Source organism: Saccharothrix sp. NBAS 001 (assembly GCF_056640475.1).
On record NZ_CM153251.1, the window covers coordinates 7,617,321 to 7,644,056 of the forward strand.

Sequence of the window (26,736 nt, forward strand, 5' to 3'; positions counted from 1 at the left end):
AAGCTCCCCGACCACCCACCACCTCAGTCGAACAGGGCCGGGAGGGTGCCCTCCCAGGCCGCGCGCAGCTCGTCGAGGTCGAGCTGACCCAGCTCCTGGACCTCCAGCGAGTTGGACTCCGGGTCCACCACGCCGACCTTGCGCCACGGCAGACCGCGCGCCGTGCACATGTCGGTGAACCGCAGCTCCTCCGTGCGCGGCACGGCGACCAGCACCCGCCCCGCGGACTCGCTGAACAGCTCGGTGAACAGGTCGCCCTCCAGGAACACCCGGGCGCCGGTCTCGCCGATCAGGCAGGTCTCCACCAGCGCCTGCGCCAGGCCGCCCTCGGCCAGGTCGTGCGCGGCGGAGAGCATCCCGTCCCGCGACCCGGCCACCAGGACCTCGCCCAGCAGCTTCTCGCGCGCCAGGTCCACCTTCGGCGGCACGCCGCCCAGGTGCCCGTGCACGACGTGCGCCCACTCCGAGCCGCCGAACTCCGCGCGCGTCTCGCCGAGCAGGATCAACGTCTCGCCGGCCTCCGCGCCCACCCCGGTCGGGATGCGGCGGCGGACGTCGTCGATCACGCCGAGCACGCCCACCACCGGCGTCGGCAGGATGGCCGTCGCGCCGGTCTGGTTGTAGAAGGAGACGTTGCCGCCGGTCACCGGGATGCCCAGCGCGACGCAGCCGTCCGCGAGGCCCTTCACGGCCCGCTCGAACTGCCACATCACGCCCGGGTCCTCCGGCGAGCCGAAGTTCAGGCAGTTGGTGACCGCGACCGGCGTCGCGCCGCTGGTCGCCACGTTCCGGTACGCCTCGGCCAGCGCGAGCTGCGCGCCCGCGTACGGGTCGAGCCGGGTGTAGCGGCCGTTGCAGTCCGTGGACAGCGCCACGCCCCGGTTGGTGTCCTCGTCGATCCGGATCATGCCCGAGTCGGCCGGCTGCGCGAGGACCGTGCCACCGCGCACGTACCGGTCGTACTGCTGGGTGACCCACCGCTTGGACGCCAGGTTCGGCGACGCGGCCATCGTCTTGACCAGGCCCAGCAGGTCTTCCCGGGCGGGCCGGGGCAGCGCGTCCGGGGTGTTCGCGACCAGCTCGTCCTGGTCCGCCGGGCGCTCGATCGGCCGCTGGTACACCGGGCCCTCGTGCGCGACGGTGCGCGGCGGGACGTCCACCACGACCTCGTCGTGCCAGGTGATCACCAGCCGGTCGCCCTCGGTGACCTCGCCGATCTCGGTGGCGATGACGTCCCACTTGGCGCAGACCGCCATGAACGCGTCCACGTCCTCCGGCCGCACGACCGCGCACATGCGCTCCTGCGACTCGCTGGACAGGATCTCCGCCGGCGTCATGCCGGTGGCCCGCAGCGGGACCCGCTCCAGGTGCACGCGCATCCCGCCGTCACCGGCGGAGGCCAGCTCGCTGGTGGCGCAGGACAGGCCCGCGCCGCCGAGGTCCTGGATGCCGACCACCAGGCGCTCGCGGAACAGCTCCAGCGAGCACTCGATCAGCACCTTCTCCGTGAACGGGTCGCCGACCTGCACGCTCGGCAGCTTCTTGCGCTTGCCGGCCGTGTCGTCGAACGTCTCGCTGGCCAGCACGCTCACGCCGCCGATGCCGTCCAGACCGGTGCGCGCGCCGTAGAGGATGATCTTGTTGCCGGTGCCCGAGGCGTGCGCCAGGTGCAGGTCCTCGACCCGCATCGCACCCACGCACAGGGCGTTGACCAGCGGGTTGCCCGCGTAGGTCGCGTCGAACACGACCTCGCCGCCGATGTTGGGCAGGCCCAGGCAGTTGCCGTAGCCGCCGACGCCCGCCACGATCCCCGGCAGCACCCGCCGGGTGTCCGGCGCGTCGGCCGGCCCGAACCGCAGCGGGTCCATCACGGCCAGCGGGCGCGCGCCCATCGCCAGGATGTCCCGCACGATCCCGCCGACACCCGTCGCCGCGCCCTGGTAGGGCTCGACGTAGGACGGGTGGTTGTGCGACTCGGCCTTGAACGTGATCGCCCAGCCGTCGCCGATGTCCACCACGCCGGCGTTCTCGCCGATGCCCGCGAGCATCTTGGCGCGCATCTCGTCGGTGGTGGTGTCGCTGAAGTACTTGAGGTGCACCTTGGACGACTTGTAGGAGCAGTGCTCGCTCCACATCACCGAGTACATCGCGAGTTCGGCGTCCGTCGGGCGGCGGCCCAGGATCTCCCGGATGCGGCTGTACTCGTCGTCCTTGAGGCCCAGCTCCTTGTAGGGCTGGTCCTGCTCGGGCGTCGCCTCGGCGTTCTTGACGGTGTCCAGGGTCATGCGCTTACCACCGCGTCGAGCAGGGACAGGAACATGCCCAGGCCGTCGTCGGTCGGGCCGGTGAGGGCGTCGATCGCGTGCTCCGGGTGCGGCATCAGGCCAACCACCCGGCCGTTCGCGCTGGAGATGCCCGCGATGTCGTTGCGCGACCCGTTCGGGTTGCCGCCGACGTAGCGGAACACCACGCGGCCCTCGTCCTCCAGCTCGCGGAGGGTGTCCGCGTCGGCCTGGTAGCCGCCCTCGCCGGACTTCAGCGGGACCAGGATCTCGGCCCCCCGGTCGTAGCGCGAGGTCCACGCGGTGTCGCTGTTCTCGACCCGGAGCCACTGGTCGCGGCACACGAAGTGCAACTTGTCGTTGCGGGTGAGCGCGCCGGGCAGCAGGTGGGCCTCGCAGAGGATCTGGAACCCGTTGCAGATGCCCAGGACGGGCATCCCCTTGCGGGCGGCCTCGACCACTTCCTGCATCACCGGCGCGAACCGCGCGATGGCCCCGGCCCGCAGGTAGTCCCCGTAGGAGAAGCCGCCGGGCACGATGACCGCGTCGACGCCCTTCAGGTCGTGGTCGGCGTGCCAGAGCGGCACGGCCTCGCCGTCGGCGTACTTGACGGCGCGGGCGGCATCGACGTCGTCCAGCGTGCCGGGGAACGTGATGACCCCGACCCTCATGCGTCGAGCCGCCTGACGACGAAGTCCTCGATCACCGGGTTGGCGAGGAAGGTCTCGGCGATCTTGGCGAGAGCGGCGTCGTCGACGTCGTCGGCGACCTCCAACTCGAAGTGCTTGCCCTGGCGGACAGTGGTGATTCCGTCGAAACCCAGACGGGGCAGCGCATTGGCCACCGCCTGTCCTTGCGGGTCGAGGATTTCGGGCTTCGGCATGACGTCGACGACGACTCGGGCCACGACAGGCTGCTCCCTGGTAGGAGGTGGCTGGCGGTACTGGCAGAGCCTACCTGAGCTGGGTGTTCATCAACTTCACAGGTGGCGGGAGGCACACGTTCACCTGGTTTCACCCGATCAGGAACCGCGGTTCTGCCCGCACAGCTGCTAATCTTCAATCAGCTTCGGCCCGTAAGCCGAGGAAGTGAGCGCGGCACCCCTCCGGACGTTCGGCGGCCGCGCTTCGCGCTTTCCAGGGACCATCGACGTCGATCACGCCGCCCAGCACGGCTGCGGCCCGCCGGCACCAGTCCCCACCCGCACCGAAGCACCAGGCCACGGCGTCCGCCGGCCACAGCAGCGGCTCGTTGGTGCTGTCCAGGTGCTCGTACACCACATCGGCCCCGTGCTCCGCGCTGGCCGGCACACGCCGGATCGTGGACAGGTCGAGACAGGTGGCGGGAGGCACACGTTCACCTGGTTTCACCCGATCAGGAACCGCGGTTCTGCCCGCACAGCTGCTAACCTTCAATCAGCTTCGGCCCGTAAGCCGAGGAAGTGAGCACGGTCCACGTCCGGACGGACGTCGGCCGTGCTTCGCGCTTTCTACGGCCAATCCAGTCGGATGATCGACCTGATCGCGGGCTTCGCGCGACGGGCCCAATCGCCGCCGACACCGTGACACCCGACGACCATGTCCGGGATCCACAACAACGGTTCCACCACGCTGTCGACGTGCTCGTACACCAAGGGCACGTCGCTGCCGCGCTTGTTCACCACCTCGCGGACGGTCCGCAGGTCGTGCTTGCTCCGCGCGTCGCGGCTGTCCAGCACGAGCCGGTTGGCGCGCACGTCGAGCAGGTCGTCCACGAGCCGCGCCAGACAGCTCTGCCTGGCGCGTTCCTCGCCATCCCGGCAATCCGCACGGTAGACGTCGACCCCGACGCCGAACTCCACCAGCCGGGACAGCAGGAACTTCCGCCTGACCGGCTTCTCCCGCCGGAAGTGCAACTCCCGCTGTCCGGGCAACAACAGGCCGCGCAAGCGGGTGCGCAGTTTGCTCAACTCGGCCGGGGCCACTACGGCCGCCGCCGGCAAATAGGTGTCGTTTCGGCGGGATTCGTCGACGAAGGCGTGCACGGTCACGTCCGTGCATCGGCACCGCGCCCACCCGCCCGGACCACGTCCACTCGAACGTGTGTTCGCACGTTGCAGCAACGACGGCTCGCTCCCGGCAATCCGGTGAGCGGCGTTCGCTGTCGGCGTACGGGCTGGCGGCCGGACGCGATCGAGCCCACTGTTGGGATCATGCGGATCCTGGTGCTGGGCGGGACGGTGTTCCTCGGCAAGGCGATCGCCGCCGAGGCGGTGCGGCGGGGTCACGACGTGGTGTGCGCGGCGCGCGGCGAGGGCGGGCCGGTGCCCGACGGCGCGGTGCACGTGCCCGTCGACCGGAACGAGGGGCTGGGGTCGCTGGTCGGCCAGTCGTTCGACGCGGTGGTGGACGTCGCCACGATGTCGGTCACCTGGGTCCGCGACGCGCTGCGCAGCGTCGACGCCGGCCACTGGACGTTCGTCTCCAGCTGCTCGGTCTACGCCGACCACGGCACCCCGGGCGGCACCCGGACCCTCCCGCCCCTCGAAGACGACCCGAACGCGGAGAAGACCCCCGACCGGTACGGCTCGGTGAAGGTGGCCAGCGAGAACGCGGTCCGCGACGCGCACGACGACGCGTTCATCGTCCGCGCGGGCCTGATCACCGGCCCCGGCGACAAGAGCGACCGGTTCGGCTACTGGGCGAACCGGCTGTCGCGGGGCGGGCGGGTGGCCGTGCCGGACGTGCCGGACCAGGCCACCCAGCACGTCGACGTGCGCGACCTGGCCGCGTGGATCGTGGACAGCGCCGAGAACCGCACCGCGGGCACGTTCGACGCGATCGGCCCGGCGAACCCGCTGAGCCTGGTGCTCGGCGAGATCGCGGGCGCGGTCGCGCCGCAGGGCACCGAACTGGTGCGCGTGCCGGAGTCCGTCCTCCAGCAGCAGGAGATCGCGCCGTGGGCGGGCCCGCGCAGCCTGCCGCTCTGGCTGCCGGAGACCCACCGCGCCCTGATGTTCCGCGAGGCGGGCCCGGCGCTGGCCGCCGGCCTGCGCCTGCGCCCGACCGCCGAGACCGCGCTCGACTCGCTGGAGTACGAGCGCGGCCTCGGGCTGGACCGCCAACGCCGGGCGGGCCTCTCCCTGGACGAGGAGCAGACCCTCCTCAACGCCCTGAGCTGATCACGCCTACGCGACCGCCGGCCCCACAGCCACTCACAGCACCGGATCGACCTGCGCGGCGATCAGGTCGATCCGCACGCCCTGGTTCGGGCAGCCGCCCCAGTGGTGCAGGCCGACGACCTTGTGCGTCTGCCGCGACAGCACCGGCGAGCCGGACGACCCGCCTTCCGTGTCGCAGCGGTAGGCGATGTCGGACTGCGCGGAATCGCCGTTGACCCGGACCGCCGACACCTTGCAGTACCCGCCGGCGTTCTGGTCGTCGCGGAGGGAGAGCTTCTTGAGCTTGCCCGCCGGGTGGCCGATGACGTACATCTCCTCGCCCACGGCGGGCACGCGCGCGTCCAGCTCCAGGTAGCCGAACGAACTGATCTTCGCGAAGTCGGTGACGCTGAACAGCGTGTAGTCCAGGGTCGTGCTGGTCTTCAGCACGGTCTGCACCAGCACCTTCGTGACGGTCGCGGAGGTGGTGCCGCCGCACGTCGCGCACTGGTAGTTGAACCACACCTCGATCCCGGTGCCGCTGGTGAAGCAATGGTTGTTGGTGAGCATCTTGTTGTTCGGCCCGACGCGCCACGCCGTGCACAGCGATCCGCCGTTGCGCAGGAGCTTGGCAACGGCCTTGGTGCGGCCGAACTCGGTGGGGTTGCTGGTCTGGTAGCAGGCGGCGTCCTGGTAGTCGTTCGCGCCGCAGATGCTCTGCGGCCCGACCGACGCGGCCAGTTCGGCTTCGGTGAAGCCCCGGGTGATCTTGTCGAGCACGACCCGGGACGCGGGGTGCGCGCGACCGCCGTCCCGACCCTGGACGGACACGACGGCGCGGTCACCGGTCACCGACATCGCCCAGAACCCGGTGGCGTCCTTCGACGCCGTGCCGGACGCCAGGACGTCCGAGGTGTACCGGTAGGACTCGGCGCCCGTCGGGTCGGCCACGGTCAGCACGTCGCCACCGACCAGCCGCAGGCCGGTGAAGTGGGCTTTCAGGTACCACGAGCCGGGCCGGAAGACCGTCGTCGACGGCGACGACCCGGCCAGGACGGTCGACACGACCTCGTCCTGGCCGACCTGCCGGGTCTGCTCGAAGTGCTCGGCCGCGCTTGCGGTTCCGGCCAGGACGGGTACAACGAGCAGGGCGGCAGCAAAGAGGCGCAGGGTGCCTCGCACTGGTTCACCTCACGTTGTGAGCAGGGATGGTTACAACCAGTGATGCTCCCGGACGCCACCGGCGGGTGTCAGCCCGCCGAACGTCGGAAAATCGCAACAAAGGGGACAAAGGGATGCGGATCGTCCACTTCGGACACTCGTGCGTGCTCGTGGACACCGGCACGGCCCGGCTGCTGTTCGACCCGGGCACCTGGTCGACCGGCTTCGAGGAGGTCACCGGCCTGGACGCGGTGCTCGTCACGCACCACCACCTGGACCACCTGGACACCGCGCGCCTGCCCGACCTGCTCGCCAACAACCCCGAGGCCCGGCTCTACTCGGCCGAGGAACTGGAAGGCGCGACCCCCGCCCGGCCGGGTGACGTGCTGACCGTCGCCGGCGCGTCCGTGCACGTGATCGACGCGCCGCACGAGCAGATCCACCCGGCGATCGAGGTGCCGGTGAACGTCGGCTACCTGGTCGACCACGGCGCGTTCTACCACCCCGGCGACTCGCTCACCGTGCCCGAGCAGAAGGTGGACGTGCTGGCCGCGCCGGCCGCCGCGCCGTGGATGAAGCTCTCCGAGGCCGCCGACTTCCTGGCCGCCGTCGGGCCCCGGGTCGCCGTGCCGATCCACGAGGCGATCCTGGCCCGGACGGACCTGTACTACCGGGTGCTGGCCGGCACCTCGCCCGAGGGCACGGAGTTCCTGGTGCTGCCGCGCGGCGAGTCGGTCGAGCTGTAGGTCACCGCCTCGGCCCCGTGGTGCAGGGCCAGTTCGACCGACTCCAGCACCATGTCACGCACGCCGATCCGGTCCAGGTCGGCGGCGTCCACGCCGAGCCGCACGAACCCGCCGCGCCGGGCCGCACGGCCCACGCTGAGCAGGTGGCTCCAGTGCTCGCCGACCATCCGCACCCGGCCGGCGCGCACGTCCCCGGTGCGCAGGTCGCGCACCCCGGCCATGTCCGCGCACACCGCGAACCGGTGCCGGCGCAGCGCGACCAGCGTGCCGGGGGACGCGAGCCAGCTCGGCGGCGCGAACACGTCCGTGCGCAACCCCAACCGGTGCACCGCGGCCCGCGCCGCGACCAGCCGCAACCCGGCCTCGTGCGCGGGCAACGCGGAGAACTCGGCCCGCTTGCGCAACGACACCGCCCGGTGACACGGGTCGGTGCTGTGGTCGAACCCGTGCAGGACCAGCGCGTCCCGCCCGCGAACCCGCTCCCGGACCCACTCCAGCGCCTCACCCGGCACGAACTTGCGCGGTGCCAGGAGCAGCGACAACGGCACCGAACGCCGGTCCAGCTCGGCGACGAGGTCGGCGCACCGGCCAAGCGTGCGGGGCCCGATGCCGGACAGCGAAACCACGAGGGTGGCGACCATGCCACCCAGTGCGCCGCACCGGCGTGACGCCGGCTTGACAGCCAGGTGACATTCCGTAACCGATCGAGCGAACTTACGCGCCGCCTTCACCCGACAGACGACTGAGCCAGCCCACCGTCACCCCGCCCACTCCCCGCCCGTCAGAGCCCCCACACACCCTTAATGCCCTAACACACCGACAGAGCCCCCACCCATTCAGAGCCCCCCACCAAGCCCTTAAGCACCGATCCAGTCGCCGAACGACAGACCGGTGATCCGCTCGTAAGCCTCGACGTACCGGTCCCTGGTCGCGGCCACCACGTCGTCCGGCAGGGCCGGCGGGGGCGTGTCCGACGCCCGGTCCCAGCCCGACGCGGGCGAGGTCAGCCAGTCCCGCACGAACTGCTTGTCGAACGACGGCTGCACCCTCCCCGCCTGGTACCCGTCCGCCGGCCAGTAGCGCGACGAGTCCGGCGTGAGCACCTCGTCACCCAGCACCAGCGCGCCCGCGCCGTCCAGCCCGAACTCGAACTTCGTGTCCGCCAGGATCACCCCGCGCGACCGCGCGAACTCCCGGGCCGCCGAGTAGACGCCCAGCGTCGCCTCCCGCAGCCGCTCCGCGAGTTCCGCGCCGACCTCCGCCGCCACGTGCTCGAAGGACACGTTCTCGTCGTGCTCGCCCAGCGCGGCCTTGGTCGCCGGCGTGAAGATCGGCTTCTCCAGCTCCGACGCCTCCACCAGCCCGGCGGGCAGCGCCACGCCGCACACCGACCCGGACTCGCGGTACTCGACGATCCCCGAGCCGGTCAGGTAGCCGCGCGCGACGCACTCCACCTGCACCATGTCCAGCCTGCGCACCAGCAGGGCGCGCCCGCGCACCTCGGCCGGGATCCTCGGGTCGTCCCAGGCCACCACGTGGTTGGGCACCAGGTCGGCGAACTTCTCGAACCAGAACACGCTCATCGCGGTGAGCACGCGCCCCTTGTCCGGGATCTCCGAGGCCAGCACGTGGTCGAACGCGGAGATCCGGTCCGACGCCACCAGCAGCAGCAACTCCGCGTCCACCTCGTACAGGTGGCGGACTTTGCCGGCGGCGACGGGGCGGTAGTCAGCAAGCTTCGACACGCCCCGCAGCCTACTTGCCGCGCCCGCCACCGCCGCTTCCCCGACGCCGGCCGAAGCCGACCCGTCCCAGGTCATGGGCGGGTCTTCCCACCTGCGGCAAGATTTCCCCCATGCGTGCACCCGCACTGATACTCACCGTGACCGCCGCCCTGTTCGCGGTCGCCTGCGCCCCTGCCGACGAGACACCGGTGACACCGACCGCGGTCGACGGCGTCGCGTGCTCGAAGGACAAACTGGCGACCCTGACGCCGGGCAAGATCACCTTCGGCACCGACCAGCCCGCCTACGCGCCGTGGTTCGTCGACGACGACCCGACCAACGGCAAGGGCTTCGAGTCCGCCGTGGCCTACGCGGTGGCCGAGGAACTCGGCTACGCCAAGGCCGACGTGGTCTGGACGCGGGTGCCGTTCAACGCGGCCATCCAGCCCGGCAAGAAGACCTACGACGCCGACATCAACGAGTTCTCCATCACCGAGGAGCGCAAGCAGGCCGTCGACTTCTCCGCGCCGTACTACGACGTGGACCAGGTCGCGATCACGTTGAAGTCGTCGAAGGCAGCGGGCGTGAAGACGCTGGGCGAGCTGAAGAAGGTCAAGATCGGCGCGCAGGTCGGCACCACGTCGTTCGAGGCGGCCAAGCGGCTGTCCACCGAGCAGGACGTGGCGGTCTACAACACCAACGACGACGCCAAGGCCGCCCTGCGGGCCGGGCAGATCGACGCGCTGGTCGTGGACCTGCCCACGGCGTTCTACATCACGTCCGCGGAGATGGACGACGGCCAGATCATCGGCCAGATCCCCGGTGCCGACCGCCGGCCCGAGCAGTTCGGCATCGTGCTGGACAAGGGCAGCGCGCTGACCGGCTGCGTGTCCAACGCCGTGGAGTCCCTGCGCTCCAAGAACAAGCTCGCCGCGATCGAACAGGAGTGGCTGTCGGCTGCGGGCAGCGCACCCGAGCTGAAGTGACGATCAGCAATCTGCAGCGGGAACGCTTGGCGTACAAGCGTTCCCGCTCGCGGCGCTCGACCCTGGTCGCCCTGCTCTCGACCCTGGTGTTCGCCGCCGTCGCCTACTTCACGCTCACCCGCGCGCCGGGCTGGCCGCGCGTGCAGGACTCGTTCTTCAACCTGGAGATCGCCTGGCGCTCGCTGCCCGCCGTGCTGGAGGGCCTGTGGCTGAACCTGCGGGTGCTGCTGGTGTGCGGCGCGCTGATCCTGGTGCTGGCCCTGGGCATCGCGGCGGTGCGCACGCTGCGCGGGCCGGTCTGGTTCCCGCTGCGCGTGCTCGCGACGGCGTACGTGGACCTGTTCCGCGGGCTGCCGTTGATCATCCTGCTGTACCTGGTCGGGTTCGGGCTGCCCGCGCTGCGGCTGACCGGCGTGCCCAACGACTACGTGGTCCTGGGCGGTGTCGCGCTGGTCCTGGCCTACACCGCGTACGTGGCGGAGGTGTTCCGGGCGGGGATTGAATCGGTCCACCCGTCCCAGGTCGCGGCGGCCCGGTCGCTCGGGCTGGGGCCGCGCAAGACGATGCGGCTGGTCGTGCTGCCGCAGGCGGTGCGCCGGGTCGCGCCCGCGCTGCTCAACGACTTCGTCGCGTTGCAGAAGGACTGCGGGCTGATCTCCGTGCTCGGCGCGGTGGACGCGGTGCGCGCCGCGCAGATCGAGCAGGCCAAGTCGTTCAACTTCACCCCGTACGTCGTGGCGGGCCTGTTGTTCGTGCTGCTCGCGATACCGTCCGCGCGCTTCGCCGACGCCATGGCCAAGCGCGCCGAACAACGCCAGGGGGGTCGATGACCGCGCCCGTGCTGAAGGTGCGCAACGTCGTCAAGCGCTACGGGCACAACACCGTCCTCGCCGGCGTCGACCTCGACGTGCACGAGCACGAGGTCGTCGCGCTGATCGGCTCGTCCGGCTCCGGCAAGTCCACGCTGCTGCGCTGCGTGAACCTGCTGGAGGAACTGGACGACGGCGAGATCCACCTCGACGGCGTGGACGTCTCGGACCCCAGGGTGGACGCGGACGTCGCACGACGCCGGATGGGCATCGTGTTCCAGGCGTTCAACCTGTTCCCGCACATGACCGTGCTGGACAACATCACCCTGGCCCCGCGCGAGGTGCACGGCGTCCCGCGCGGCCAGGCCGAGGAGCGCGCCCGCGAACTGCTGGCCAGGGTCGGCCTGGCCGACCGGTCGGCCGGCTACCCCGACCGCCTGTCCGGCGGCCAGCAGCAACGGGTCGCGATCGCCAGGGCGCTGGCCTACTCGCCGAGGCTCCTGCTGCTGGACGAGGTGACCAGCGCGCTCGACCCGGAACTGGTCGGCGAGGTGCTGTCCCTGGTCCGCGAGCTGGCCGCCCAGGGCGCGACCATCCTGATGGCGACCCACGAAATGGGCTTCGCCCGCCAGGTTGCGGACCGGATCTGCTTCCTCGACGGCGGCAAGCTGGTCGAGCAGGGCCCGCCGGAGCAGGTGCTGGGCAGCCCGGAACACGACCGGACCAGGCAGTTCCTGAAGAGGATCATCGACGCCGGCAGGCTGTGAACGGACCACTCTTGGGCATCACGGGGCAGCCCCCCTACCCTGGCTACCCGTGATGGCCCGAAAGGCAGCCTGGACGACCGCCGCCGCGAGCGCCGGTCTCGGCCTGCTGCTCAGCGGGTGCGCGAAACCCGAGGCGGCCCCGCCCCCGGTACCGATCCCGAGCATCTCGACGTCGCAGACCCCGAGTTCGATCCCCGCCGTCGCCTCCATCTCGGTGCGGCCGATCCCCACCACCGAGGAACCGACGGTCGACCCGACCACCGAGGAACCGCCGCCACCGCCCCCGGCACCGCCGCCCGTCCAGGTGCAGCCGACCGAGCCCACGGCGGTGGAGCCCACCAAGCCGGACTTCGGCCCGGTGGCCCTCCCGGGCTTCCCGTGCGACGAGGAAGGCGCGTCGGCGGTCGACCCCGCCGGGAGCCCGCTGGTGTGCGAGAAGACCCGACGGGGCAGGCTCGTCTGGGGCAGGCCCTAGAGGATCGGCTCCGGCACGTACCCGGCGGCGGCCGGGAACTTCGCCACCACGTCCTCGACCTGGGCGACCACGGACGCCACCTGGTCGCCCGCGACACCGGTGAACGACAACCGGTCGTCCAGCAGGGCCTGGAGTTCGTCGCGGTCCAGCGGGATCCGGGAGTCCGCCGCGAGCCGGTCCACCAGATCGTTGTCGGCACCCTGCTCGCGCATGGCGAGCGCCACGGCGACCGCGTTCTCCTTGATCGCCTCGTGCGCGGTCTCCCGCCCGACACCACGGCGGATGGCGGCCATCAGCACCTTGGTCGTGGCCAGGAACGGCAGGTACCGGTCAAGTTCCTTGGCCACCACCGCCGGGTACGCGCCGAACTCGTCGAGCACGGTCAGGAACGTCTCCAGCAGGCCGTCGAACGCGAAGAACGCGTCCGGCAACGCCACCCGACGCACCACGGAGCAGGACACGTCGCCCTCGTTCCACTGGTCGCCGGCCAACTCGCCGACCATCGACAAGTAGCCGCGCAGGATCACCGCGAACCCGTTCACCCGCTCGCACGACCGCGTGTTCATCTTGTGCGGCATGGCACTGGACCCGACCTGACCGGGCTTGAACCCCTCGGTCACCAGCTCGTGCCCGGCCATCAGCCGGATCGTCTTGGCCAGGCTCGACGGCCCGGCGGCCAGCTGGACCAGGCTCGACACCACGTCGAAGTCCAGCGAACGCGGGTAGACCTGGCCGACGCTGGTCAGCACCTTGGAGAAGCCGAGGTGCCCCGCAACGGCCTGCTCCAGCTCGGCGAGCTTGGCGTGGTCACCGTCCATCAGGTCCAGCATGTCCTGCGCCGTGCCGACCGGTCCCTTGATGCCGCGCAACGGGTAGCGGGCGATCAACTCGTCGAGCCGGTGGAAGGCGACCAACGTCTCGTCAGCGGCAGAGGCGAACCGCTTGCCCAACGTCGTGGCCTGCGCGGCAACGTTGTGCGAACGCCCGGCCATGACCAGATCGGTGTGCTCGGCAGCCAACCGCGCCAACCGCACCAGCACAGCGGCAACCTTGCCCCGGACCACTTCGAGCGAGCGGAGGACCTGGAGCTGCTCGACGTTCTCGGTGAGGTCACGCGAGGTCATGCCCTTGTGCACGTGCTCGTGCCCGGCAAGGGCGTTGAACTCCTCGATCCGAGCCTTGACGTCGTGCCGGGTCACCCGCTCCCGAGCGGCGATGGAGGCAAGATCGACCTGCTCCACAACCCGCTCGTAATCAGCCACGGCTTCCACCGGAACGGCAACCCCGAGCCCTGCCTGAGCCCGGAGGACGGCAAGCCACAGCTGCCGCTCCAACACGATCTTGTGCTCGGCGGACCACAGGGTGGCCAGCTCACCGGAGGCATAGCGACCTGCGAGGACGTTGGCGATACGCGGCTTGCTAGTCACCGCCCAAGCCTACCCACCCTCCCAGCCCCCACTCCCCACACGCGCCTCACACACACGTACACACACGCACACACAAACGTGTACGCGTACACACAGGTGCCCACTTCACACAGGCCCCACTACACACATACGCAAAACCTACACACACATACGCAAACAAAGAAAAGCCCACACAACGCCCCGCCAGCCAGCTTCAAAGCCCAGCCCCCGCCGTGTTCTCCCCGTATGGCCTGCGCGCAGCGAACCGCGCTTGGCTGGGCAGCGCAAGCACGCTTTTCGCTTGCGCTGCCCAGCCAAGCGCGGTTGTCTCAGACCAGGCCATACGGGGAGAACACGGCGCGCTTTTCCTCCCCCGGCGGCCTGCCCAGCGGCGAGCGTCCGCTTTTATCCCTCATCTCCAGCCTTACCCACGCCTTTAACCCCTGTCTTACACCCCTGCCTTTCACCCCTGCCTTTCACCCCTGCCTTTCACCCCTGCCTTTCACCCCTGCTGTCGACTGCCGGCCGTCACCAAGCCAACTCGACCCAGCGACCGGGCGACCACCGCCGCAGATGCCGGCAGCGAATACCGGCAGCGGATACCCACCCAGAGGCAAAATCGCAGGTCAGCGAACCCTCAAAGGCCACGATCGTGGCCTCCGGCCTCCGGCCCCCGACACCATTATCCCACGAGGGACCGACATTCCCAGGCGAAAACACTGAGAGCCCACCACCAAACCCACCACCGACCCCACCACCAAGCTCAACGCCAAGCCCAACCCAGAACCCGCCCCAGCACCCGACTCCGAGCCCGACCCCACGCCCAAAACCCAACCCCGTGCCGAATTCACCACAACCACCAGCGCGTCAATCCCAATGACGCCCGCCCCCTGGACGGACGACGGACGCAGTCCTCTAAGCCTGCGCCCGCCGCCCAGGGGAAAAGGTCCACTGAAGGCACACCACATCACCCGCACCGAAGCCGGGCGACCAGCCACCAACCACCAAGCCGCCCAACCAACCGGCCGGTCAGAATGCGAACAATTTGGGATCCGTGACCAGGGCAGCCAATTGATCGACCGTCACCGGCACCTTGTCACGGATCTTCCCGCCCTGCGCCGGGTCGTAGTTGTAGCCGGTGATCTGGGCCACCGTGCCGTCCGCCCGGAAGTGCGCAACCGAAAGACTCATCAGGTTCGGCGAGGACCCGCTGCTAGACCGCGCGAACCCCAACACCGTGCCATCGGACTGCCGCTCCTTGTACTCGCACGTCATCCCAGCGCAGAACTCGTCCGCGGTGACAACGGCCGGCGGGCTGCTCAGGTGGATCACAACCCCACCACTACCCTCCCCGTCCACGAAGTAAACAAACCCGCTCACCACCCCGGACCGGCCCTTCGTGGCGTCGTCCGCGAACTCCGCCCGCACCTCCGACACCCCGGGCACCACGTCCGCGAACCGGCCCGCCAGGTACCCCGACAAGATCTTCAACTTCTCCGGCGACGGCGCATCGAACACCCCCGACCCCGGTGGCGCGGTAACCACCGCCCCCGACGACTGCCCTCCCGGAAACCCGATTCCCGGGACCTGCGCTCCCGGCGACCGGGTCGACACCGACCCCGAGGGCGTAGGCGCGGCCTCCGGCAACACGGTCCCGACCGACGGGGGAACCGACGTGGTCAGGTCGCGACCGCTCAACGCGTCGATCACACCACCGTTGAGACCCCCGTCGCGCACCGAGAACACCCCGGGCAGCGACAACACCGTCCCCATCAGCACGACCGTCGCCACCCCGACCGCCACCAGCGCCCGACGCCGCTTCCGCGCGGCCCGCACGCCCTGCGCACGCTCGATCAATGCATCCGCGTCGAAGTTGAGCGGTGGCTCGTCGCCGACCGCCGCACGCAGGCTCTTGCGCAACTCCGCTTCGCTCATGACGCCACCACCACCCCCTTCTCCAACTCCTCGACCGCGGCCCGCAACGCGACCAGGCCGCGCGCGGTCTGGCTCTTGACCGTCCCCTCGGTGCACCCCATCGCCACCGCGACCTCGCTGACCGGCAGGTCCTCGAAGTACCGCAGCACGAGGACCGCCCGCTGCCTGGGCGGCACGTGCAGCAGCCCCGCGTGCACCAGGTCGCGCGCCCACAGCCGTTCCCCGGCCAACTCCGGGTCCGACGACGAGTCGGCCACGTCCGGCACCTCGCCGTCGCGCTGCTCCACCCGCCGCCACGGCCTGCGCTTCTCGTCCAGCCACGTCCGCAGCAGCACCTTCCGCGCGTACGCCGAGGGGTGGTCGCGCCACTCCACCCGGTGCCACGCCTGGTACAGCTTCAGCAGGCTGGCCTGCATCAGGTCCTCGGCCGTGTGCCAGTCGCCGCAGAACAGGTACGCGGTCCGGCGCAACGCGGCGGCGTGGCCGACCGCGAAGTCACGAAACGCCTGCTCGTCGGCCCTGCGCATGCGAACCCCTTCCGACCCCCACCTCTATTCACGTCCGAAGGGGCCCGCAGGTTGCACCACCGACCAAAAATCCCCGACACCCACCACCAACCGCCGTCCGAACCCACCAAGCGTCACCACGACGCCACCAGCGGTTACCAACCCCGGCGGTCAGGACTCAACGCGGCGTCACGAACTTGGCCAGCATCCGCCGCGCCGCCTCCCGAGGATCCGGGCTGATCTCGATCAACGCGTTGACCACCGCCCCGTCCACCAGCGCGATCAACTCCTCGACCCGCTCGCGCCCCACCGACTGCCCGGCCCGCTCGAAGATCTCGATCAACAACCCGTGCAGCTCACCGCTGAGCCGGCGCATCAACGGCCGCAGGTACGGCCGCCGCCCGGTGGCCACCAGCCGCTCGTACCGCAGCAGCACCGCTTCCGCGTCCCGGTCGCCCGCCGGCGGGCCGAGCAGCAGGTCCAGCACGAGGTCGATGAACGCGTCCCCACCGCACGCCGCCACGTCCAACTCGGCCAGGCGCGCCTTGCCGTAGGCGAGTTCGCGCTCGCCGTGGAACTCCAGCGCGGCGGTGACCAGGTCGTCCAGCGAGTCGAAGTAGTACGTGGTGGAGGCGAGCGGCAGTCCGGCGCGCTCGGCCACCGCGCGGTGCCGGACCGCGTCGAAACCACCGTCGACCAACAGGTCTGCGGCGGCTTCGACCAGCGCCTGGCGGCGACGCTCGCCCTTGGGCGTTGCGGCTGTCATTCGGGGAAAGGTACTAGTGCCCGCCACCGGACAGGTTCAGGCCGATGACACCGCTGACGATGAGCCCGAGCGACACCAGCTTGAGCGTGGACACGCCGTCGCCGAGCCAGATCATCCCGATCACCGCGGTCAGCGCCGCGCCGATGCCGGTCCACACCGCGTACGCGGGCCCGGCCGGCAGCTGCTTCATCGCCCACGCCAGCCCGGCGAAGCTGATCAGCGCGAACACCGCGAACGCGACCGTCCACCACAGCCTGCTGAACCCGTCCGACAGCTTCAGCGCAACCGCCCAGCCGGCTTCGAAGAACCCCGACACGATGAGCACGGCCCACGCCATGGCAACCTCCTCCGAACGAAACTGGCACGACCGTACCAGATTACTGGCACATCAGTACCACTCTGCGCCCGGCACCCACCCCTGCGCGCGACGAACAACACCAGGCCACCCATCCGGGCACTCAGCACTCACCGCACTCAGCACTCAGCACTCACGCAGAACCAACCACGACAGACAAACCACGAGAGCCGAGGAATCCGGAGAAATCCGATCAGAACCGCGCCGCGATCCGCGATGCGAGATCGTTCAACCGCCCCTCGAACGGCCCGACAGCCGACCCCTGAGCCGGCTCGCTCAACACGAACACCGTCCCGCCCCGCGCCGGCGCACGCCCCTCGGCAGGCGACGAGGAAGCCAGGGTCAGCACCCCCGGCGGCACCAACACCACCGACACGACCCCGTAGACACCCTGCTCGTCCCGCACCAGGTACCCGGCTCCACGCGCCCCGGTCGGGCAGTTGGCCACCGCGTGCGAGGGCTGGAGACCTTCGGCGGCCGGGAGCTCGTCGGCGAGGGCGACGGCGAGCTCCCGGTCCACCTCCTGGCACCCGGAGGCGCCACCGGTCGTCGGACGACCGGTCGTCCCCGATGTCCCGTCCCCCTGCGTAGACGGATCGTCGGGGATGCTCTTGGGCGGCATCCCGCCGCTCATCTCCGGTGCGGCGGGCGTCTGACCCTGTCGCGGTTCGGCTTCCGCGAACGGGCTGAGGTTAGGGGACGTGTAGCTGTCAGCGGAACCCGCAGACGTACTGACGTTCTCGCGCGGCACCAAGTTGGCGTACGCCACGACACCGCCGAACGCCACGACCACCGCGAGCGCCGACCCGAGGGCGAGCTGCGTGCGCCGCCGCGCGGTCGCCCGCGCGGACTCCGAACGGACGTTGCCCACGTCGAAGGACGCGGGCGGCGCTCCGTTGGCCGCGTCGCGGAACAGCTCTGCGATCTTGCGCTCGTCCACCTACCTCCACCTCCCGGTCACGACGCAGGTCTCAGGTCGTCGATCGTGTCGCCCAGCGCTTCGCGCAGGGCCTCCAGACCCCGTGAGGTCTGGCTCTTGACGGTCCCCTCCGAACACCCGAGCGCCTCGGCCGCCGCCGCCACGTCCAAGCCTTCCAGGAACCTCAGCACGAGGACCGCCCGTTGCCGGGGCGGCACCCGCTTCAAGCCCGCGACCAGAGCTTCCCGCGTGGCGACCGCGTCGGCGATCTCCCCGTCGTGCGAAGGCGTCTCCGGGACCTCGTCCACGAAGCGCTCCCGCCGCCAGGGCCGGCGCGACTCGTCGATCACCGCGCGCACCACGGACCGGCGGACGTAGGCGTCCAGGGCCTGCTTGTCCCGGATCTTGCGCCACCTGCGGTGCAACGCGACGAACGCGGTCTGCGCGAGGTCGTCCGCGCGGTGCCAGTCACCACAGAGCAGGAACGCCGTTCGGCGCACGGCCTCCCGGCGAGCTGCGAAGTACTCCGCGAACTCCTGCTCGTCGCGCTGATCCACGCGGACTCTCTCCGCTCGTCGTGCTTGCACTTACCGGACGGAACCGGGCGGTCTTACGGTTGCACGCCGGTTGACCGAGACTTGCGTCACCCCCATGGTGGTACGACAGGCGGCAACCGGTAAGGGCTTGCCCGGTGTGATGTGATCCATTCGTGACCCAGCTCGCACCCCTGGACTTCCGCTCCGACACCGTCACCCGACCGGACCAGGACATGCGCCTGGCCATGTCGTCCGCCGAGGTCGCCGACGACGTGCTCGAACACGACCCGACCATGAAAGCCCTGGAGGAACGGGTCGCCGACCTGCTCGGCGTGCAGGCCGCCCTCTGGGTGCCGTCCGGTTCGATGGGCAACCTGATCGCGCTCATCACCCACCTGCGGCCCGGCGACCGGTTCCTCGCCGCGCGCGGCGCGCACGTGCTGGACAGCGAACTCGGCACCGCCGCGTGGATCGCGGGCGGGATGCCGCACCCCCTGGAATGGGACCGGCCGGGGCGTTTCACGGCGGACGCCGTCCGCGCCGCCGCCGGTGCGGACGGGCCCTACTACACCCTCAAGACCACCCTGCTCTGCCTGGAGAACACGCACAACGCGGCCGGCGGCGCGGTGACCCCGCCCGACGAGCACGCGCTGCTGGTGTCCGCCGCCCGCGAGACCGGGCTGAAAGTGCACCTCGACGGCGCGCGGCTGTGGAACGCCTCGGTCGCGCTCGGCGTGCCGCCGGCCGCGCTGACCGTGGGCGTGGACACCGTGCAGGTGTGCCTGAGCAAGGGGTTGGGCGCGCCGGTCGGGTCGGTCGTGGCGGGCACCACGGCGTTCGTCGCGCAGGCGCGGCGGATCCGCAAGATGCTCGGCGGCGGCGTGCGCCAAGGCGGAGTCCTGGCCGCGGCCGGGCTGGTCGGGCTGGACCGGATCGACGACCTGGCGGCCGACCACGCCAACGCCCAGACCCTCGCCAAGGGCCTGGCCGAACTGGGCTGGCAGGTGGACGAACCCGCGACCAACATCGTGCTGGCCGGCGTGCCGGACCTGGAGGTGACCCTCACGGGACTTCGGCACCTCGGAGTTTATGCCGGGCCGATGGCGGGGAAAGTTCGATTCGTGACGCACCGCGACGTGAACGCCGCCGACGTGGCCGAAGCCCTGCGCCGGATCCAGTCGGTCAGCTCATGAGCCGCTGGGTGGTGTTCGACTACGGGAACGTGATCAGCGAGGCCAACGGCAACCTGGACCGGCTGGCCGGGCTGCTGGACGTGCCGCCGGAGCGGTTCGCCAACCCCTACTGGGCGTTCCGCAACGCCTACGACCACGGCATCTCCGAGGTCGAGTACTGGCAGTCGGTGGGCCGCGAACTGGATCGCGAGGTGTCCGAGGAGCTGGTGCTCGACCTGACCGCCGTGGACTTCGAGGGCTGGCTGGTGACCTCGCCCGCCGCGATCGCGCTGATCGAGGAGCTGGCCGCCGCCGACGTGCCGCTGGCGCTGCTGTCCAACGCGCCGTCGTCGTTCGGCCGGATCGCCTCGAAGCAGCCGTGGACGCGGCACTTCCGGCACCTGGTGTTCTCCGGCGACCTCGGCGTGATCAAACCCGCGCCCGCGATCTGGAGCGTCCTGGCCGACCGCCTGGGCACCCGCGACGCCGTCTTCTTCGACGACCGCGAGGAGAACACCGACGGCGCGACCGAAGCCGGCCTCACCGGCGTCCACTGGCGCGACGCCGCCCAGGCCCGCGCCGAACTGGTCAGACTCGGCCTGCTCCGCTGACCGGCGGCCCCTCGACGACGCCCGACCGGGCACCCGCCCCGACCCCGGGCCCACCCGCCGACCCGCCCCGCAGCTCGGCCCGCAGCTCGGCCAGCTCGGCCTTCAGCGACCGCAACTCGGCCAGGGTGGCCTGCTCGGCCTCCGCCACCTGACCCTCCACCCCGCTCAACCGCTCCACCAGCCAGGACGCGATCGTCCCGGTGATCACGCCGAGCAGCGCGATCCCGCCGATCATGAGCAGCGCCGCGACCAGCCGGCCCTCCCACGTCACCGGGTACCGGTCGCCGTAACCCACCGTCGAGATCGTGGTCAGCGTCCACCAGGCGGCGTCACCGAACGTGGTGATGGTGGCGCCGGCCTGGTTGCGCTCGGCGTCCAGCACGGCCAGCGACGCGCACAACCCCACCAGCGTCGTGACCCCGGCGACGTACACGCCGATCTGGTGCCGGACCCTGCCGGAGAACCGGCGGTTGAGCACCTTCAGCACGGTGAGCAGGCGCAGCACGCGCAACTGCCGGACGATCGGCAGCAACACCGCGAGCAGGTCGAACAGGTGCGTGACGAAGAACCGGCGCTTGTCCGCGGCCAGCACGAACCGCGCGCCGTAGTCGACCGCGAACACCAGCCACACGGCCCACAGCACGACCTCCAGGACCACGTGCAGCCCCGGCGTCGCGCGGTTGTCGAGCACCTCCCAGGCGTAGGCCACCAGGAAGACGACGGCCAACGCCGTCAGCGGCCACTCGGCCCGCCGCTCCCAGCCCGCCAGGCGGTGCTCGTCGGTCACCGCCCCATGGTGACCCCTCGGCCTGCGGTATTCCAGACCGGACGGCCTAGCGCGGCCCCTTGATGCCCTTCCGGGCGCTGCTGCTCTTGATCGCGCCGTACGCGGCCGTCGCGAGGAACAGCACCCCGCCGATCACCGCCAGCCACACCAGCCCCTTGACGACCGCGCCGACCAGCGACAGCACCAGCCAGGCCGCCAGCAGCCACAGGATTATCTTGACCATGTCCCCTCCAACGTACGACGTGACGTGCGGGTTCCTGATCAGGGCCACACCCGGGACCGAATCTACCGGGCCGAATCCACCCGGGGCGGGATCCAGCCCTTGAGCCGCCGCAGCGCCTCCTCGATGTCACCCGCCGACCCGGCGAACGACATCCGCACGAACTCGTGCCCGTGCACCGGGTCGAAGTCCAGGCCCGGCACGATCGCGACACCGGTGTCCGCCAGCAGCCGGCGGCAGAACGCCATCGTGTCGTCGGTCAGGTGCGAGACGTCCGCGTAGGCGTAGAACGCCCCGTCCGCCGGCGCGACCTGGTCGATCCCCAACTCGGCCAGCCCGGCCAGCAGCACGTCCCGGTTGCGCCGGTAGCCCTCGACCAGCCGCGCGGTCTGCGCGTAGGACTCGGGCTCGAACGCGGCCACCGCCGCGTACTGGGCCGGCGCCGGCGGGCAGAGGGTGAAGTTGCCCGTCAGGCAGTCCACCGCGCGCCGCAGCTGCGCCGGCAGCAGCATCCAGCCCAGCCGCCAGCCGGTCATCGCGAACGCCTTGGAGAACGAGTTGACCACGATCGCGTCCCGCGAGGTCTGCCACGCGCACGCGAGCGGCGCGCCGTAGCTGATGCCGTGGTAGATCTCGTCGCTGACCAGGCGGGTGCCGCGCTCGGCGCACCACTCGGCCAGCCCCTTCAGCTCGCCCGGGTCGAGCACCGAGCCGGTCGGGTTGGCCGGGCTCGCCACGACCAGGCCGTCCAGCGGGCCGGCCTCGTCCAGCATCCCGACGGTCGGCTGGAACCGGGTGTCCGGCCCGCACGGCAGCTCGACCACCTCGCAGCCCAGCGCGCGCAGGATGTTGCGGTAGGCCGGGTAGCCGGGGCGGGCCAGCGCGACCCGCGCACCGGCGTCGAAGGAGGCCAGGAACGCCAGCAGGAAGGCGCCCGACGAGCCCGTGGTGATCACGACGTCGTCCGGCGAGACCGCGAGCCCGTACTGGCGTTCGTAGTGCCCGGCCAGCGCCGTCCGCAGCTCCACGATCCCGAGCTGCTCGGTGTAGCCCAGGGTCTGCTCGCGCAGCGCCTTCTCGGCCGCCCGCAGCACCGGTTCCGGCGCGGAACCGGCCGGCTGGCCCGCCGCCAGCGAGACGACGTCACCGTGCGTCCGCTGCCGGCGCGCGGCGGCGGACACGATGTCCATGACGTGGAACGGCGGCACGTCGGCCCGTGCGGCTACACCCAGCATGGCTCCAGGCTAGTAGCCCTGGTAGCCGCCCCCGCCCGCCATCGACTTGAGGCCGGGGTGGCCCTCGAAGCCGCCGTAGCGGGAGAACGTGTAGCGGACGCCGGCGATGATGTTGTCCACCGGGTTCCAGATGTCGTCGTGGCCGGGCAGCTTGTGCGCCTGGAACGTCGGGTCGATGCACTGCATGAGGCCCTTGGACGGGGTGCCCGCGGCCGCGTTGGAGTCCCAGTCGTTGAGCGCGTGCGGGTTGCCGCCGGACTCCTTCTCGATGATCGTCCAGATCTGGTTGATGTTCGCCTCGGTGACCGGGATGCCGGCGGCCTGGAGGATCTTGATCGCCTCCCGGATCCACTGGTCGACGTTGCCGGGCGGCGGACCGCTGGACGGCGGGCCACCACTGGACCCGAGTCCGCTCATCCCACCACCACCACCGCCGCCACCGCCGTGCGATCCGCCACCACCGCCGCCACCACCGGACCCGCTACCGCCACCGCCGCCACCCGTCGGCTGGGGCTGCGACTGCGCCGGCGCGGGCTGCGGCTCGGCCGACGACGTGTGCGTCTCCGGTTCCGGCGTCGGGTTCCAGACGATCGGCTGCCCCGGCGCCGGCACGAACGCCTGGGTGCCGGGGTCCGCCATGGTCGAGAACGCGGGCGTGATCGCCCCGGACCGCCCCTTCAGCGCGCCCAACGCCGTGCCCAGCGCCGAATCTGCCTGCGCGATCACCGGCTGGGCGTCGCCCGCCGCCTCCGCGCACAGCCCCTGGATCGCGCTGTCCACGTCCGCCTGCGGCATCCCCTGGTTCTGCGCGCGCAACTGGCGCACCCGTCCCAGCAAGGTCTCACAAATGCGGGTGATCGACGCTTTCGCCGATTCCAGCGCCGCCGCGGCCGATTCGAGGTCGCCCGCCGCCGCGGTGAGCGCGTCGTTCAGCGAGGTGCCGCCCTTCGCGAATTCGCCCATGTAGGCCACGAATCCGTCGGCGGAACCGCCTTCCCACGCGGTGTCCAGCTGACCGACCCGCTGCGCGATGTCGTTGCCCGATTCCGCGCTCTTCGCGGCGGCCTGCTGCCACCGGGCCGCGATCTCCCGGACGGCCTCCGGGCGCGCCTTCTCGACCTTCTGCGCGAGCTGCGCGACGGCCTGCCCACCGGGCAGCGCCGCGACCTCGTCCACCGCGCTCATCAGCTCACACCGTCCGGAACGACGCCGCGTTGGCGTCCTCGACGTCGACCACCGCGCCCTGGATCTTGTCCAGCGCGCGCTCCACCTTGCCCAACAGCGTCTCCGCCGCCGCGAACTCCGTGCCGGCCTTGGTGTCGAGTTCGGCGGCGGCCCCGGAAAGGCCGCCCGAATTCGCCAGCTTGCCGAAGATGTCCGGATCGGCGTAATGACCGGCGAACCCGTCACCCACCGCACCGAATTGACCCGCCTGGGCGCCGACCGTGCTCCGGCACTGCTCCATCGCCTCGGCGTTGAACTTCGCGACCGCCATTCCCCACACCCTAGAGTTTCCGGTTCGCGGGCACCCCCGCTATGGACGAAGTTCATCCAGCAGCGCGGCGATCCCGCGCCGCAGCTCCGCCGGGTCGACCGGCCCGTGGAAGTCGACCACGTCGGCCGCCCGCCGCCGGCGTCCCCCGGCGTCGAGCACCGAGACGCCGAACCGGCCGCGCAGGTCGGGACCGCCGACCAGGCCGTCCCCGTGCGGGGGCACCAGTTCCACCAGCGCGCCCGCCAGGTCGACCGCCGACTCCCGCACCGTCAGCCCGTCGCCGGACAGCACCACCAGCACCACGTCGGCACCGGCGGACACGGCCAGCGCCCGCACCGCCGAACTGCCGAACCCCAACCGCAGGTCGACCGACCTGGGCGGGTTCGCGACCAACTTGCAGACCGCGCCCAACCACGGGTCCAGCTCGCCGCCGCGGGCGAGCCCCCGCGCGGTCAGCTCGGACCACGGCGCGGGATCGTCCGCCACGTGCAGGACGATCGGCATCGCGCCGAGGTCGAGGTGTTCCCAGGCGGTGCGGAAAGCGCTTGCGCTCAACCTCGCGGTGATCACCAGACGTCACTCCCGAATGACGGCGGGTATTGCTCCGGCCAACGGTGTTGACGCCGCGACCGCCGCCCCGGTTCCCGCTAGACCTCCTGGAGGAGTTCCCACACGCACGCCGCGAGCCGGGCGTTGTCGATCGGGGTGATCGTGCTCCAGTTCCGGCCGTCCGAACTGGGCCGCACCAGGTGCAGGTAGCGGCCGGACGGGGTGTCGTGCCAGGAGACCACGCGGTCCGCGCGCACCGGCGGACCGCCGGGCTGCGCGCGTTCGGCACCGAACTGGCCGCGCGTGCCCATGCCGTCGCACATCCCGGCCAGCTCCTGCGCCTCGTGCAGCGGCAACCCCTGCCGCTCCAGCGCGAGCACCAGCTTCTCCGCGTCCCGCCCGGCCTCGTCGGAGGCCGCGCGCAACATCTCGTTGGGCAGGCTGATCGACCGCCCGTACCCCGCCGGCATCTCCCCGGTGACCGACACCGCGGCCTCGGCCAGCGCGGAACCCCGCGCCTCGATCAGCCACACCTCGTCGCCGTCCACGACCGCCAGGATCGCCTCCTCGCCCGAGGCCGCGGCGACACCCTTGATCTTGCGCCGGTCCACCCAGATCCAGAGGTCGACGGACAGCTGCGGGTTGGCCAGCAGCGCGAAGGTGTCCGCCAGTTCCGGCGTCAACCTCCGCCCACCCGCCAACCCGCGCCGCGCCAACGACTCCCAGGCACTGTCGACGATCCCGGCCCGCTCGGCGTGCGTGACGCCGGGGCTGGGCACGTCGAGCGCGACGTTGCGCCGGGGGTGCCGCTCGGCCTCCCACGCGACGTCGAACTCCAGCGTGGACAGGACGACGGTGCCCGCCGCGGTCACTTGACTTCGGGCTCGTCGCCGATGACGGACTGGACGACCATCCGCTCGTCACCGAAGACGTCGTCGGAGTCCACGCCGTACTTGCGGACGTGCTCGCCGTCCTCCTCGCCCTCGCCGCTGCGAGCGGCGGGCTGGAGCATCGAGCCACCCGCACCGGCCTTCCCGGCGACCGCGCCCTTGCCGACCCCGCGCGCCTCGGCCCCGGGCCGCGCCGCAGCCCGCTCGTCCGGGTCGATGGCCCCGATCGTGGCCGAGATCCCGGCCTTGCCCGCCAGGGCGCCGGGAACAGCGCCCTTGGCGCCACCCTTGGGCACCGCCTCGCCACCGGGCTTGCCGGCACCGCCCTTGCCACCGGCCGCCGACGGGTTGCGCTCCACGCGCCCACCCCGAGCCGTCGCCGCGACCGCGCCGAGCGCCGCCCCACCGGCCAGCCCGAGGCCCAGCCCGAGCCCGAGGTTCGACCCGCCGACCTTGCCGGGCAGCACCGGCGCGAGCCCCGACGTGCCGCTCTGCGCACCGGGCAACGGCGAGACCCCCGTGCTGCCCCCACCGGGCAACTGCCCCGGCAGCTGAGGAGGCAACCCGACCGACCCACCAGGCACCTGCCCGGACCCGCCACCGGGCAACGTGCCCGGCACCCCACCGGTCGTCCCCGGGATACCGCCGCCGAACTGGTGAACCTGGGCGACGGGCGTGGCGACCGCGGCGGAGGCCGTGGTGACCTCGAACTCACGCGGCTTGCCCATGCCCTGGTACTGGTTGAGCGAATCCCGGCTGGCGTCGACGTACTGGTCGAACCCGCGGATCACCTGCTCACGCGCGGCCTGCGTCGCCTTGACCTCTTTGGCGTGATCGGTCTCGTACCCGAAGAACCCGCCCGCGTCGTCCAGGAAACTCGTCTCGGTGTCGCCGCGCAGCGCCTGCGGGTCCGGCATCCCGTTGCGGGACTGGCTGTAGCTGGCCCCCTGAACGGCGGTCGCCTGCGAATTCCGCTTGCCCGCCTCGTCGCCCTCGGTCGCCACGTCGGCCGACACGGTGACCGCCTGGCCGGCGTTGTCGCCCGCCGCGCCCTGCCACTCGATGCCGAGCTTGCGCAACTCGGTGCGCAACGTCTCGTCCACCTCGGCGAGGCTGCCCGCGAGGCTGCGCAGGGCGTGCGAGGCGTTGCTGAACTGCTGGGCGGCGTCGCTGGTCGCGAACTTGCCGACGAGGTCGGCGAGCGCGTGGTTGTCGTAGCCTTCGAAGCGGTGATCCTGGATCTGCCTGAAGCCGGTCACAGCTTC

General features: G+C 71.2%; 31 protein-coding genes. 8 read left to right on the forward strand and 23 right to left on the reverse strand.

What is annotated here, in order from left to right; translation table 11 throughout:
* Positions 1-23 precede the first annotated feature (23 nt).
* The 5 genes from purL to AC0HI0_RS33250 all read right to left on the reverse strand — a co-directional run bounded on the left by purL (position 24) and on the right by AC0HI0_RS33250 (position 4,311).
* On the reverse strand, positions 24-2,285 hold the full coding sequence (purL, locus tag AC0HI0_RS33230) for a phosphoribosylformylglycinamidine synthase subunit PurL (protein WP_480927422.1): 2,262 nt from the start codon (positions 2,283-2,285) through the stop codon (positions 24-26).
* A complete protein-coding gene (gene purQ, locus AC0HI0_RS33235) occupies positions 2,282-2,953 on the reverse strand; it encodes a phosphoribosylformylglycinamidine synthase subunit PurQ (protein ID WP_480927423.1) in 672 nt (223 codons plus the stop codon). Before purQ ends, purL begins: the two co-directional genes overlap by 4 nt.
* Positions 2,950-3,189 carry a phosphoribosylformylglycinamidine synthase subunit PurS gene (gene purS, locus AC0HI0_RS33240; protein WP_360727202.1) on the reverse strand — a complete coding sequence of 80 codons (240 nt, stop codon included), beginning with the start codon at positions 3,187-3,189 and terminating at the stop codon, positions 2,950-2,952. Before purS ends, purQ begins: the two co-directional genes overlap by 4 nt.
* Positions 3,190-3,340: 151 nt before the next feature.
* Complete coding sequence (locus AC0HI0_RS33245) at positions 3,341-3,634, reverse strand: hypothetical protein (RefSeq protein ID WP_480927424.1); 294 nt, start codon at positions 3,632-3,634, stop codon at positions 3,341-3,343.
* A gap of 137 nt (positions 3,635-3,771) precedes the next feature.
* On the reverse strand, positions 3,772-4,311 hold the full coding sequence (locus AC0HI0_RS33250) for a hypothetical protein (RefSeq protein ID WP_480927425.1): 540 nt from the start codon (positions 4,309-4,311) through the stop codon (positions 3,772-3,774).
* 162 nt (positions 4,312-4,473) lie between these two features.
* On the opposite strand from AC0HI0_RS33250, the gene AC0HI0_RS33255 reads away from it, so the two are divergent.
* Positions 4,474-5,442: an NAD-dependent epimerase/dehydratase family protein gene (locus tag AC0HI0_RS33255; protein ID WP_480927426.1), complete on the forward strand. Its 969-nt coding sequence runs from the start codon at positions 4,474-4,476 to the stop codon at positions 5,440-5,442.
* Between the two features lie 33 nt (positions 5,443-5,475).
* Here the strand turns inward: AC0HI0_RS33255 and AC0HI0_RS33260 are convergent, their stop codons facing one another.
* Positions 5,476-6,603, reverse strand: a complete 1,128-nt coding sequence (locus AC0HI0_RS33260; protein WP_480927427.1) for a trypsin-like serine peptidase — start codon at positions 6,601-6,603, stop codon at positions 5,476-5,478.
* A 113-nt stretch (positions 6,604-6,716) separates the two neighbouring features.
* Here AC0HI0_RS33260 and AC0HI0_RS33265 point away from each other — a divergent pair, with 113 nt between their 5' ends.
* Positions 6,717-7,328 (forward strand): MBL fold metallo-hydrolase, encoded by a 612-nt coding sequence (locus AC0HI0_RS33265; RefSeq protein WP_480927428.1) that lies wholly within the window; start codon positions 6,717-6,719, stop codon positions 7,326-7,328.
* Here the strand turns inward: AC0HI0_RS33265 and AC0HI0_RS33270 are convergent.
* Positions 7,250-7,969 (reverse strand): DUF2334 domain-containing protein, encoded by a 720-nt coding sequence (locus tag AC0HI0_RS33270; RefSeq protein WP_480927429.1) that lies wholly within the window; start codon positions 7,967-7,969, stop codon positions 7,250-7,252. The genes AC0HI0_RS33265 and AC0HI0_RS33270 overlap by 79 nt on opposite strands.
* Positions 7,970-8,185: 216 nt before the next feature.
* Entirely contained in the window at positions 8,186-9,073 is an 888-nt protein-coding gene (locus AC0HI0_RS33275; protein WP_480927430.1) for a phosphoribosylaminoimidazolesuccinocarboxamide synthase, read from the reverse strand.
* A 110-nt stretch (positions 9,074-9,183) separates the two neighbouring features.
* On the opposite strand from AC0HI0_RS33275, the gene AC0HI0_RS33280 reads away from it, so the two are divergent.
* From AC0HI0_RS33280 to AC0HI0_RS33295, 4 genes are read left to right on the forward strand one after another with little or no spacing between them, the layout of a single operon-like run.
* The gene (locus tag AC0HI0_RS33280) at positions 9,184-10,038 is read left to right on the forward strand and encodes an ABC transporter substrate-binding protein (RefSeq protein WP_480927431.1); all 855 of its coding nucleotides are present in this window, start codon (positions 9,184-9,186) and stop codon (positions 10,036-10,038) included.
* Positions 10,035-10,868, forward strand: coding sequence for an amino acid ABC transporter permease (locus AC0HI0_RS33285; protein ID WP_480927432.1), 834 nt, complete (start codon positions 10,035-10,037; stop codon positions 10,866-10,868). The genes AC0HI0_RS33280 and AC0HI0_RS33285 overlap by 4 nt, the downstream gene beginning before the upstream one ends.
* A complete protein-coding gene (locus AC0HI0_RS33290; RefSeq protein WP_480927433.1) occupies positions 10,865-11,614 on the forward strand; it encodes an amino acid ABC transporter ATP-binding protein in 750 nt (249 codons plus the stop codon). The genes AC0HI0_RS33285 and AC0HI0_RS33290 overlap by 4 nt, the downstream gene beginning before the upstream one ends.
* A 49-nt stretch (positions 11,615-11,663) precedes the next feature.
* Positions 11,664-12,089, forward strand: coding sequence for a hypothetical protein (locus AC0HI0_RS33295; protein ID WP_480927434.1), 426 nt, complete (start codon positions 11,664-11,666; stop codon positions 12,087-12,089).
* On the opposite strand, the gene purB is transcribed toward AC0HI0_RS33295, so the two are convergent.
* From purB to AC0HI0_RS33330, 7 genes are all read right to left on the reverse strand, one after another.
* Positions 12,086-13,516 (reverse strand): adenylosuccinate lyase, encoded by a 1,431-nt coding sequence (gene purB, locus AC0HI0_RS33300; protein WP_480927435.1) that lies wholly within the window; start codon positions 13,514-13,516, stop codon positions 12,086-12,088. The two genes, AC0HI0_RS33295 and purB, sit on opposite strands and share 4 nt — an antisense overlap.
* 1,008 nt (positions 13,517-14,524) lie before the next feature.
* A complete protein-coding gene (locus AC0HI0_RS33305; RefSeq protein ID WP_480927436.1) occupies positions 14,525-15,430 on the reverse strand; it encodes a hypothetical protein in 906 nt (301 codons plus the stop codon).
* Positions 15,427-15,957, reverse strand: coding sequence for an RNA polymerase sigma factor (locus AC0HI0_RS33310; RefSeq protein ID WP_480927437.1), 531 nt, complete (start codon positions 15,955-15,957; stop codon positions 15,427-15,429). Before AC0HI0_RS33310 ends, AC0HI0_RS33305 begins: the two co-directional genes overlap by 4 nt.
* A gap of 157 nt (positions 15,958-16,114) precedes the next feature.
* Complete coding sequence (locus AC0HI0_RS33315) at positions 16,115-16,702, reverse strand: TetR/AcrR family transcriptional regulator (RefSeq protein ID WP_480927438.1); 588 nt, start codon at positions 16,700-16,702, stop codon at positions 16,115-16,117.
* Positions 16,703-16,715: 13 nt separating this feature from the next.
* Positions 16,716-17,039, reverse strand: a complete 324-nt coding sequence (locus tag AC0HI0_RS33320; RefSeq protein ID WP_480927439.1) for a DMT family transporter — start codon at positions 17,037-17,039, stop codon at positions 16,716-16,718.
* A gap of 211 nt (positions 17,040-17,250) precedes the next feature.
* Entirely contained in the window at positions 17,251-17,997 is a 747-nt protein-coding gene (locus AC0HI0_RS33325) for a hypothetical protein (RefSeq protein ID WP_480927440.1), read from the reverse strand.
* Between the two features lie 17 nt (positions 17,998-18,014).
* Complete coding sequence (locus AC0HI0_RS33330; protein WP_480927441.1) at positions 18,015-18,533, reverse strand: SigE family RNA polymerase sigma factor; 519 nt, start codon at positions 18,531-18,533, stop codon at positions 18,015-18,017.
* A gap of 152 nt (positions 18,534-18,685) precedes the next feature.
* Here AC0HI0_RS33330 and AC0HI0_RS33335 point away from each other — a divergent pair, with 152 nt between their 5' ends.
* Positions 18,686-19,705 (forward strand): threonine aldolase family protein, encoded by a 1,020-nt coding sequence (locus AC0HI0_RS33335; RefSeq protein WP_480927442.1) that lies wholly within the window; start codon positions 18,686-18,688, stop codon positions 19,703-19,705.
* Positions 19,702-20,295: an HAD family hydrolase gene (locus AC0HI0_RS33340; protein WP_480927443.1), complete on the forward strand. Its 594-nt coding sequence runs from the start codon at positions 19,702-19,704 to the stop codon at positions 20,293-20,295. Before AC0HI0_RS33335 ends, AC0HI0_RS33340 begins: the two co-directional genes overlap by 4 nt.
* Here AC0HI0_RS33340 and AC0HI0_RS33345 read toward each other — a convergent pair.
* From AC0HI0_RS33345 to AC0HI0_RS33380, 8 genes are all read right to left on the reverse strand, one after another.
* On the reverse strand, positions 20,273-21,082 hold the full coding sequence (locus tag AC0HI0_RS33345; protein WP_480927444.1) for a potassium channel family protein: 810 nt from the start codon (positions 21,080-21,082) through the stop codon (positions 20,273-20,275). The genes AC0HI0_RS33340 and AC0HI0_RS33345 overlap by 23 nt on opposite strands.
* A gap of 46 nt (positions 21,083-21,128) precedes the next feature.
* Complete coding sequence (locus AC0HI0_RS33350; protein WP_480927445.1) at positions 21,129-21,305, reverse strand: hypothetical protein; 177 nt, start codon at positions 21,303-21,305, stop codon at positions 21,129-21,131.
* Between the two features lie 62 nt (positions 21,306-21,367).
* The gene (locus AC0HI0_RS33355; RefSeq protein ID WP_480927446.1) at positions 21,368-22,537 is read right to left on the reverse strand and encodes a pyridoxal phosphate-dependent aminotransferase; all 1,170 of its coding nucleotides are present in this window, start codon (positions 22,535-22,537) and stop codon (positions 21,368-21,370) included.
* A 9-nt stretch (positions 22,538-22,546) separates the two neighbouring features.
* Positions 22,547-23,722: a transglycosylase SLT domain-containing protein gene (locus AC0HI0_RS33360; protein ID WP_480927447.1), complete on the reverse strand. Its 1,176-nt coding sequence runs from the start codon at positions 23,720-23,722 to the stop codon at positions 22,547-22,549.
* A 4-nt stretch (positions 23,723-23,726) separates the two neighbouring features.
* On the reverse strand, positions 23,727-24,032 hold the full coding sequence (locus tag AC0HI0_RS33365; RefSeq protein WP_480927448.1) for a hypothetical protein: 306 nt from the start codon (positions 24,030-24,032) through the stop codon (positions 23,727-23,729).
* A 39-nt stretch (positions 24,033-24,071) separates the two neighbouring features.
* Positions 24,072-24,587, reverse strand: coding sequence for an ESX secretion-associated protein EspG (locus tag AC0HI0_RS33370; protein WP_480927449.1), 516 nt, complete (start codon positions 24,585-24,587; stop codon positions 24,072-24,074).
* A gap of 92 nt (positions 24,588-24,679) precedes the next feature.
* Positions 24,680-25,453, reverse strand: a complete 774-nt coding sequence (locus AC0HI0_RS33375) for an ESX secretion-associated protein EspG (protein WP_480927450.1) — start codon at positions 25,451-25,453, stop codon at positions 24,680-24,682.
* A complete protein-coding gene (locus AC0HI0_RS33380) occupies positions 25,450-26,730 on the reverse strand; it encodes a PPE domain-containing protein (protein ID WP_480927451.1) in 1,281 nt (426 codons plus the stop codon). Before AC0HI0_RS33380 ends, AC0HI0_RS33375 begins: the two co-directional genes overlap by 4 nt.
* Between the last annotated feature and the right edge of the window lie 6 nt (positions 26,731-26,736).

Bases quoted from the DNA above. Each gene is read 5' to 3' on its own strand.
- purL (WP_480927422.1), bottom strand. From the start codon at position 2,285: ATGACCCTGGACACCGTCAAGAACGCCGAGGCGACGCCCGAGCAGGAC.
- purQ (WP_480927423.1), bottom strand. From the start codon at position 2,953: ATGAGGGTCGGGGTCATCACGTTCCCCGGCACGCTGGACGACGTCGAT.
- AC0HI0_RS33255 (WP_480927426.1), top strand. From the start codon at position 4,474: ATGCGGATCCTGGTGCTGGGCGGGACGGTGTTCCTCGGCAAGGCGATC.
- AC0HI0_RS33265 (WP_480927428.1), top strand. From the start codon at position 6,717: ATGCGGATCGTCCACTTCGGACACTCGTGCGTGCTCGTGGACACCGGC.
- AC0HI0_RS33270 (WP_480927429.1), bottom strand. From the start codon at position 7,969: ATGGTCGCCACCCTCGTGGTTTCGCTGTCCGGCATCGGGCCCCGCACG.
- AC0HI0_RS33280 (WP_480927431.1), top strand. From the start codon at position 9,184: ATGCGTGCACCCGCACTGATACTCACCGTGACCGCCGCCCTGTTCGCG.
- AC0HI0_RS33290 (WP_480927433.1), top strand. From the start codon at position 10,865: ATGACCGCGCCCGTGCTGAAGGTGCGCAACGTCGTCAAGCGCTACGGG.
- AC0HI0_RS33305 (WP_480927436.1), bottom strand. From the start codon at position 15,430: ATGAGCGAAGCGGAGTTGCGCAAGAGCCTGCGTGCGGCGGTCGGCGAC.
- AC0HI0_RS33310 (WP_480927437.1), bottom strand. From the start codon at position 15,957: ATGCGCAGGGCCGACGAGCAGGCGTTTCGTGACTTCGCGGTCGGCCAC.
- AC0HI0_RS33315 (WP_480927438.1), bottom strand. From the start codon at position 16,702: ATGACAGCCGCAACGCCCAAGGGCGAGCGTCGCCGCCAGGCGCTGGTC.
- AC0HI0_RS33320 (WP_480927439.1), bottom strand. From the start codon at position 17,039: ATGGCGTGGGCCGTGCTCATCGTGTCGGGGTTCTTCGAAGCCGGCTGG.
- AC0HI0_RS33340 (WP_480927443.1), top strand. From the start codon at position 19,702: ATGAGCCGCTGGGTGGTGTTCGACTACGGGAACGTGATCAGCGAGGCC.
- AC0HI0_RS33350 (WP_480927445.1), bottom strand. From the start codon at position 21,305: ATGGTCAAGATAATCCTGTGGCTGCTGGCGGCCTGGCTGGTGCTGTCG.
- AC0HI0_RS33355 (WP_480927446.1), bottom strand. From the start codon at position 22,537: ATGCTGGGTGTAGCCGCACGGGCCGACGTGCCGCCGTTCCACGTCATG.
- AC0HI0_RS33360 (WP_480927447.1), bottom strand. From the start codon at position 23,722: ATGAGCGCGGTGGACGAGGTCGCGGCGCTGCCCGGTGGGCAGGCCGTC.
- AC0HI0_RS33365 (WP_480927448.1), bottom strand. From the start codon at position 24,032: ATGGCGGTCGCGAAGTTCAACGCCGAGGCGATGGAGCAGTGCCGGAGC.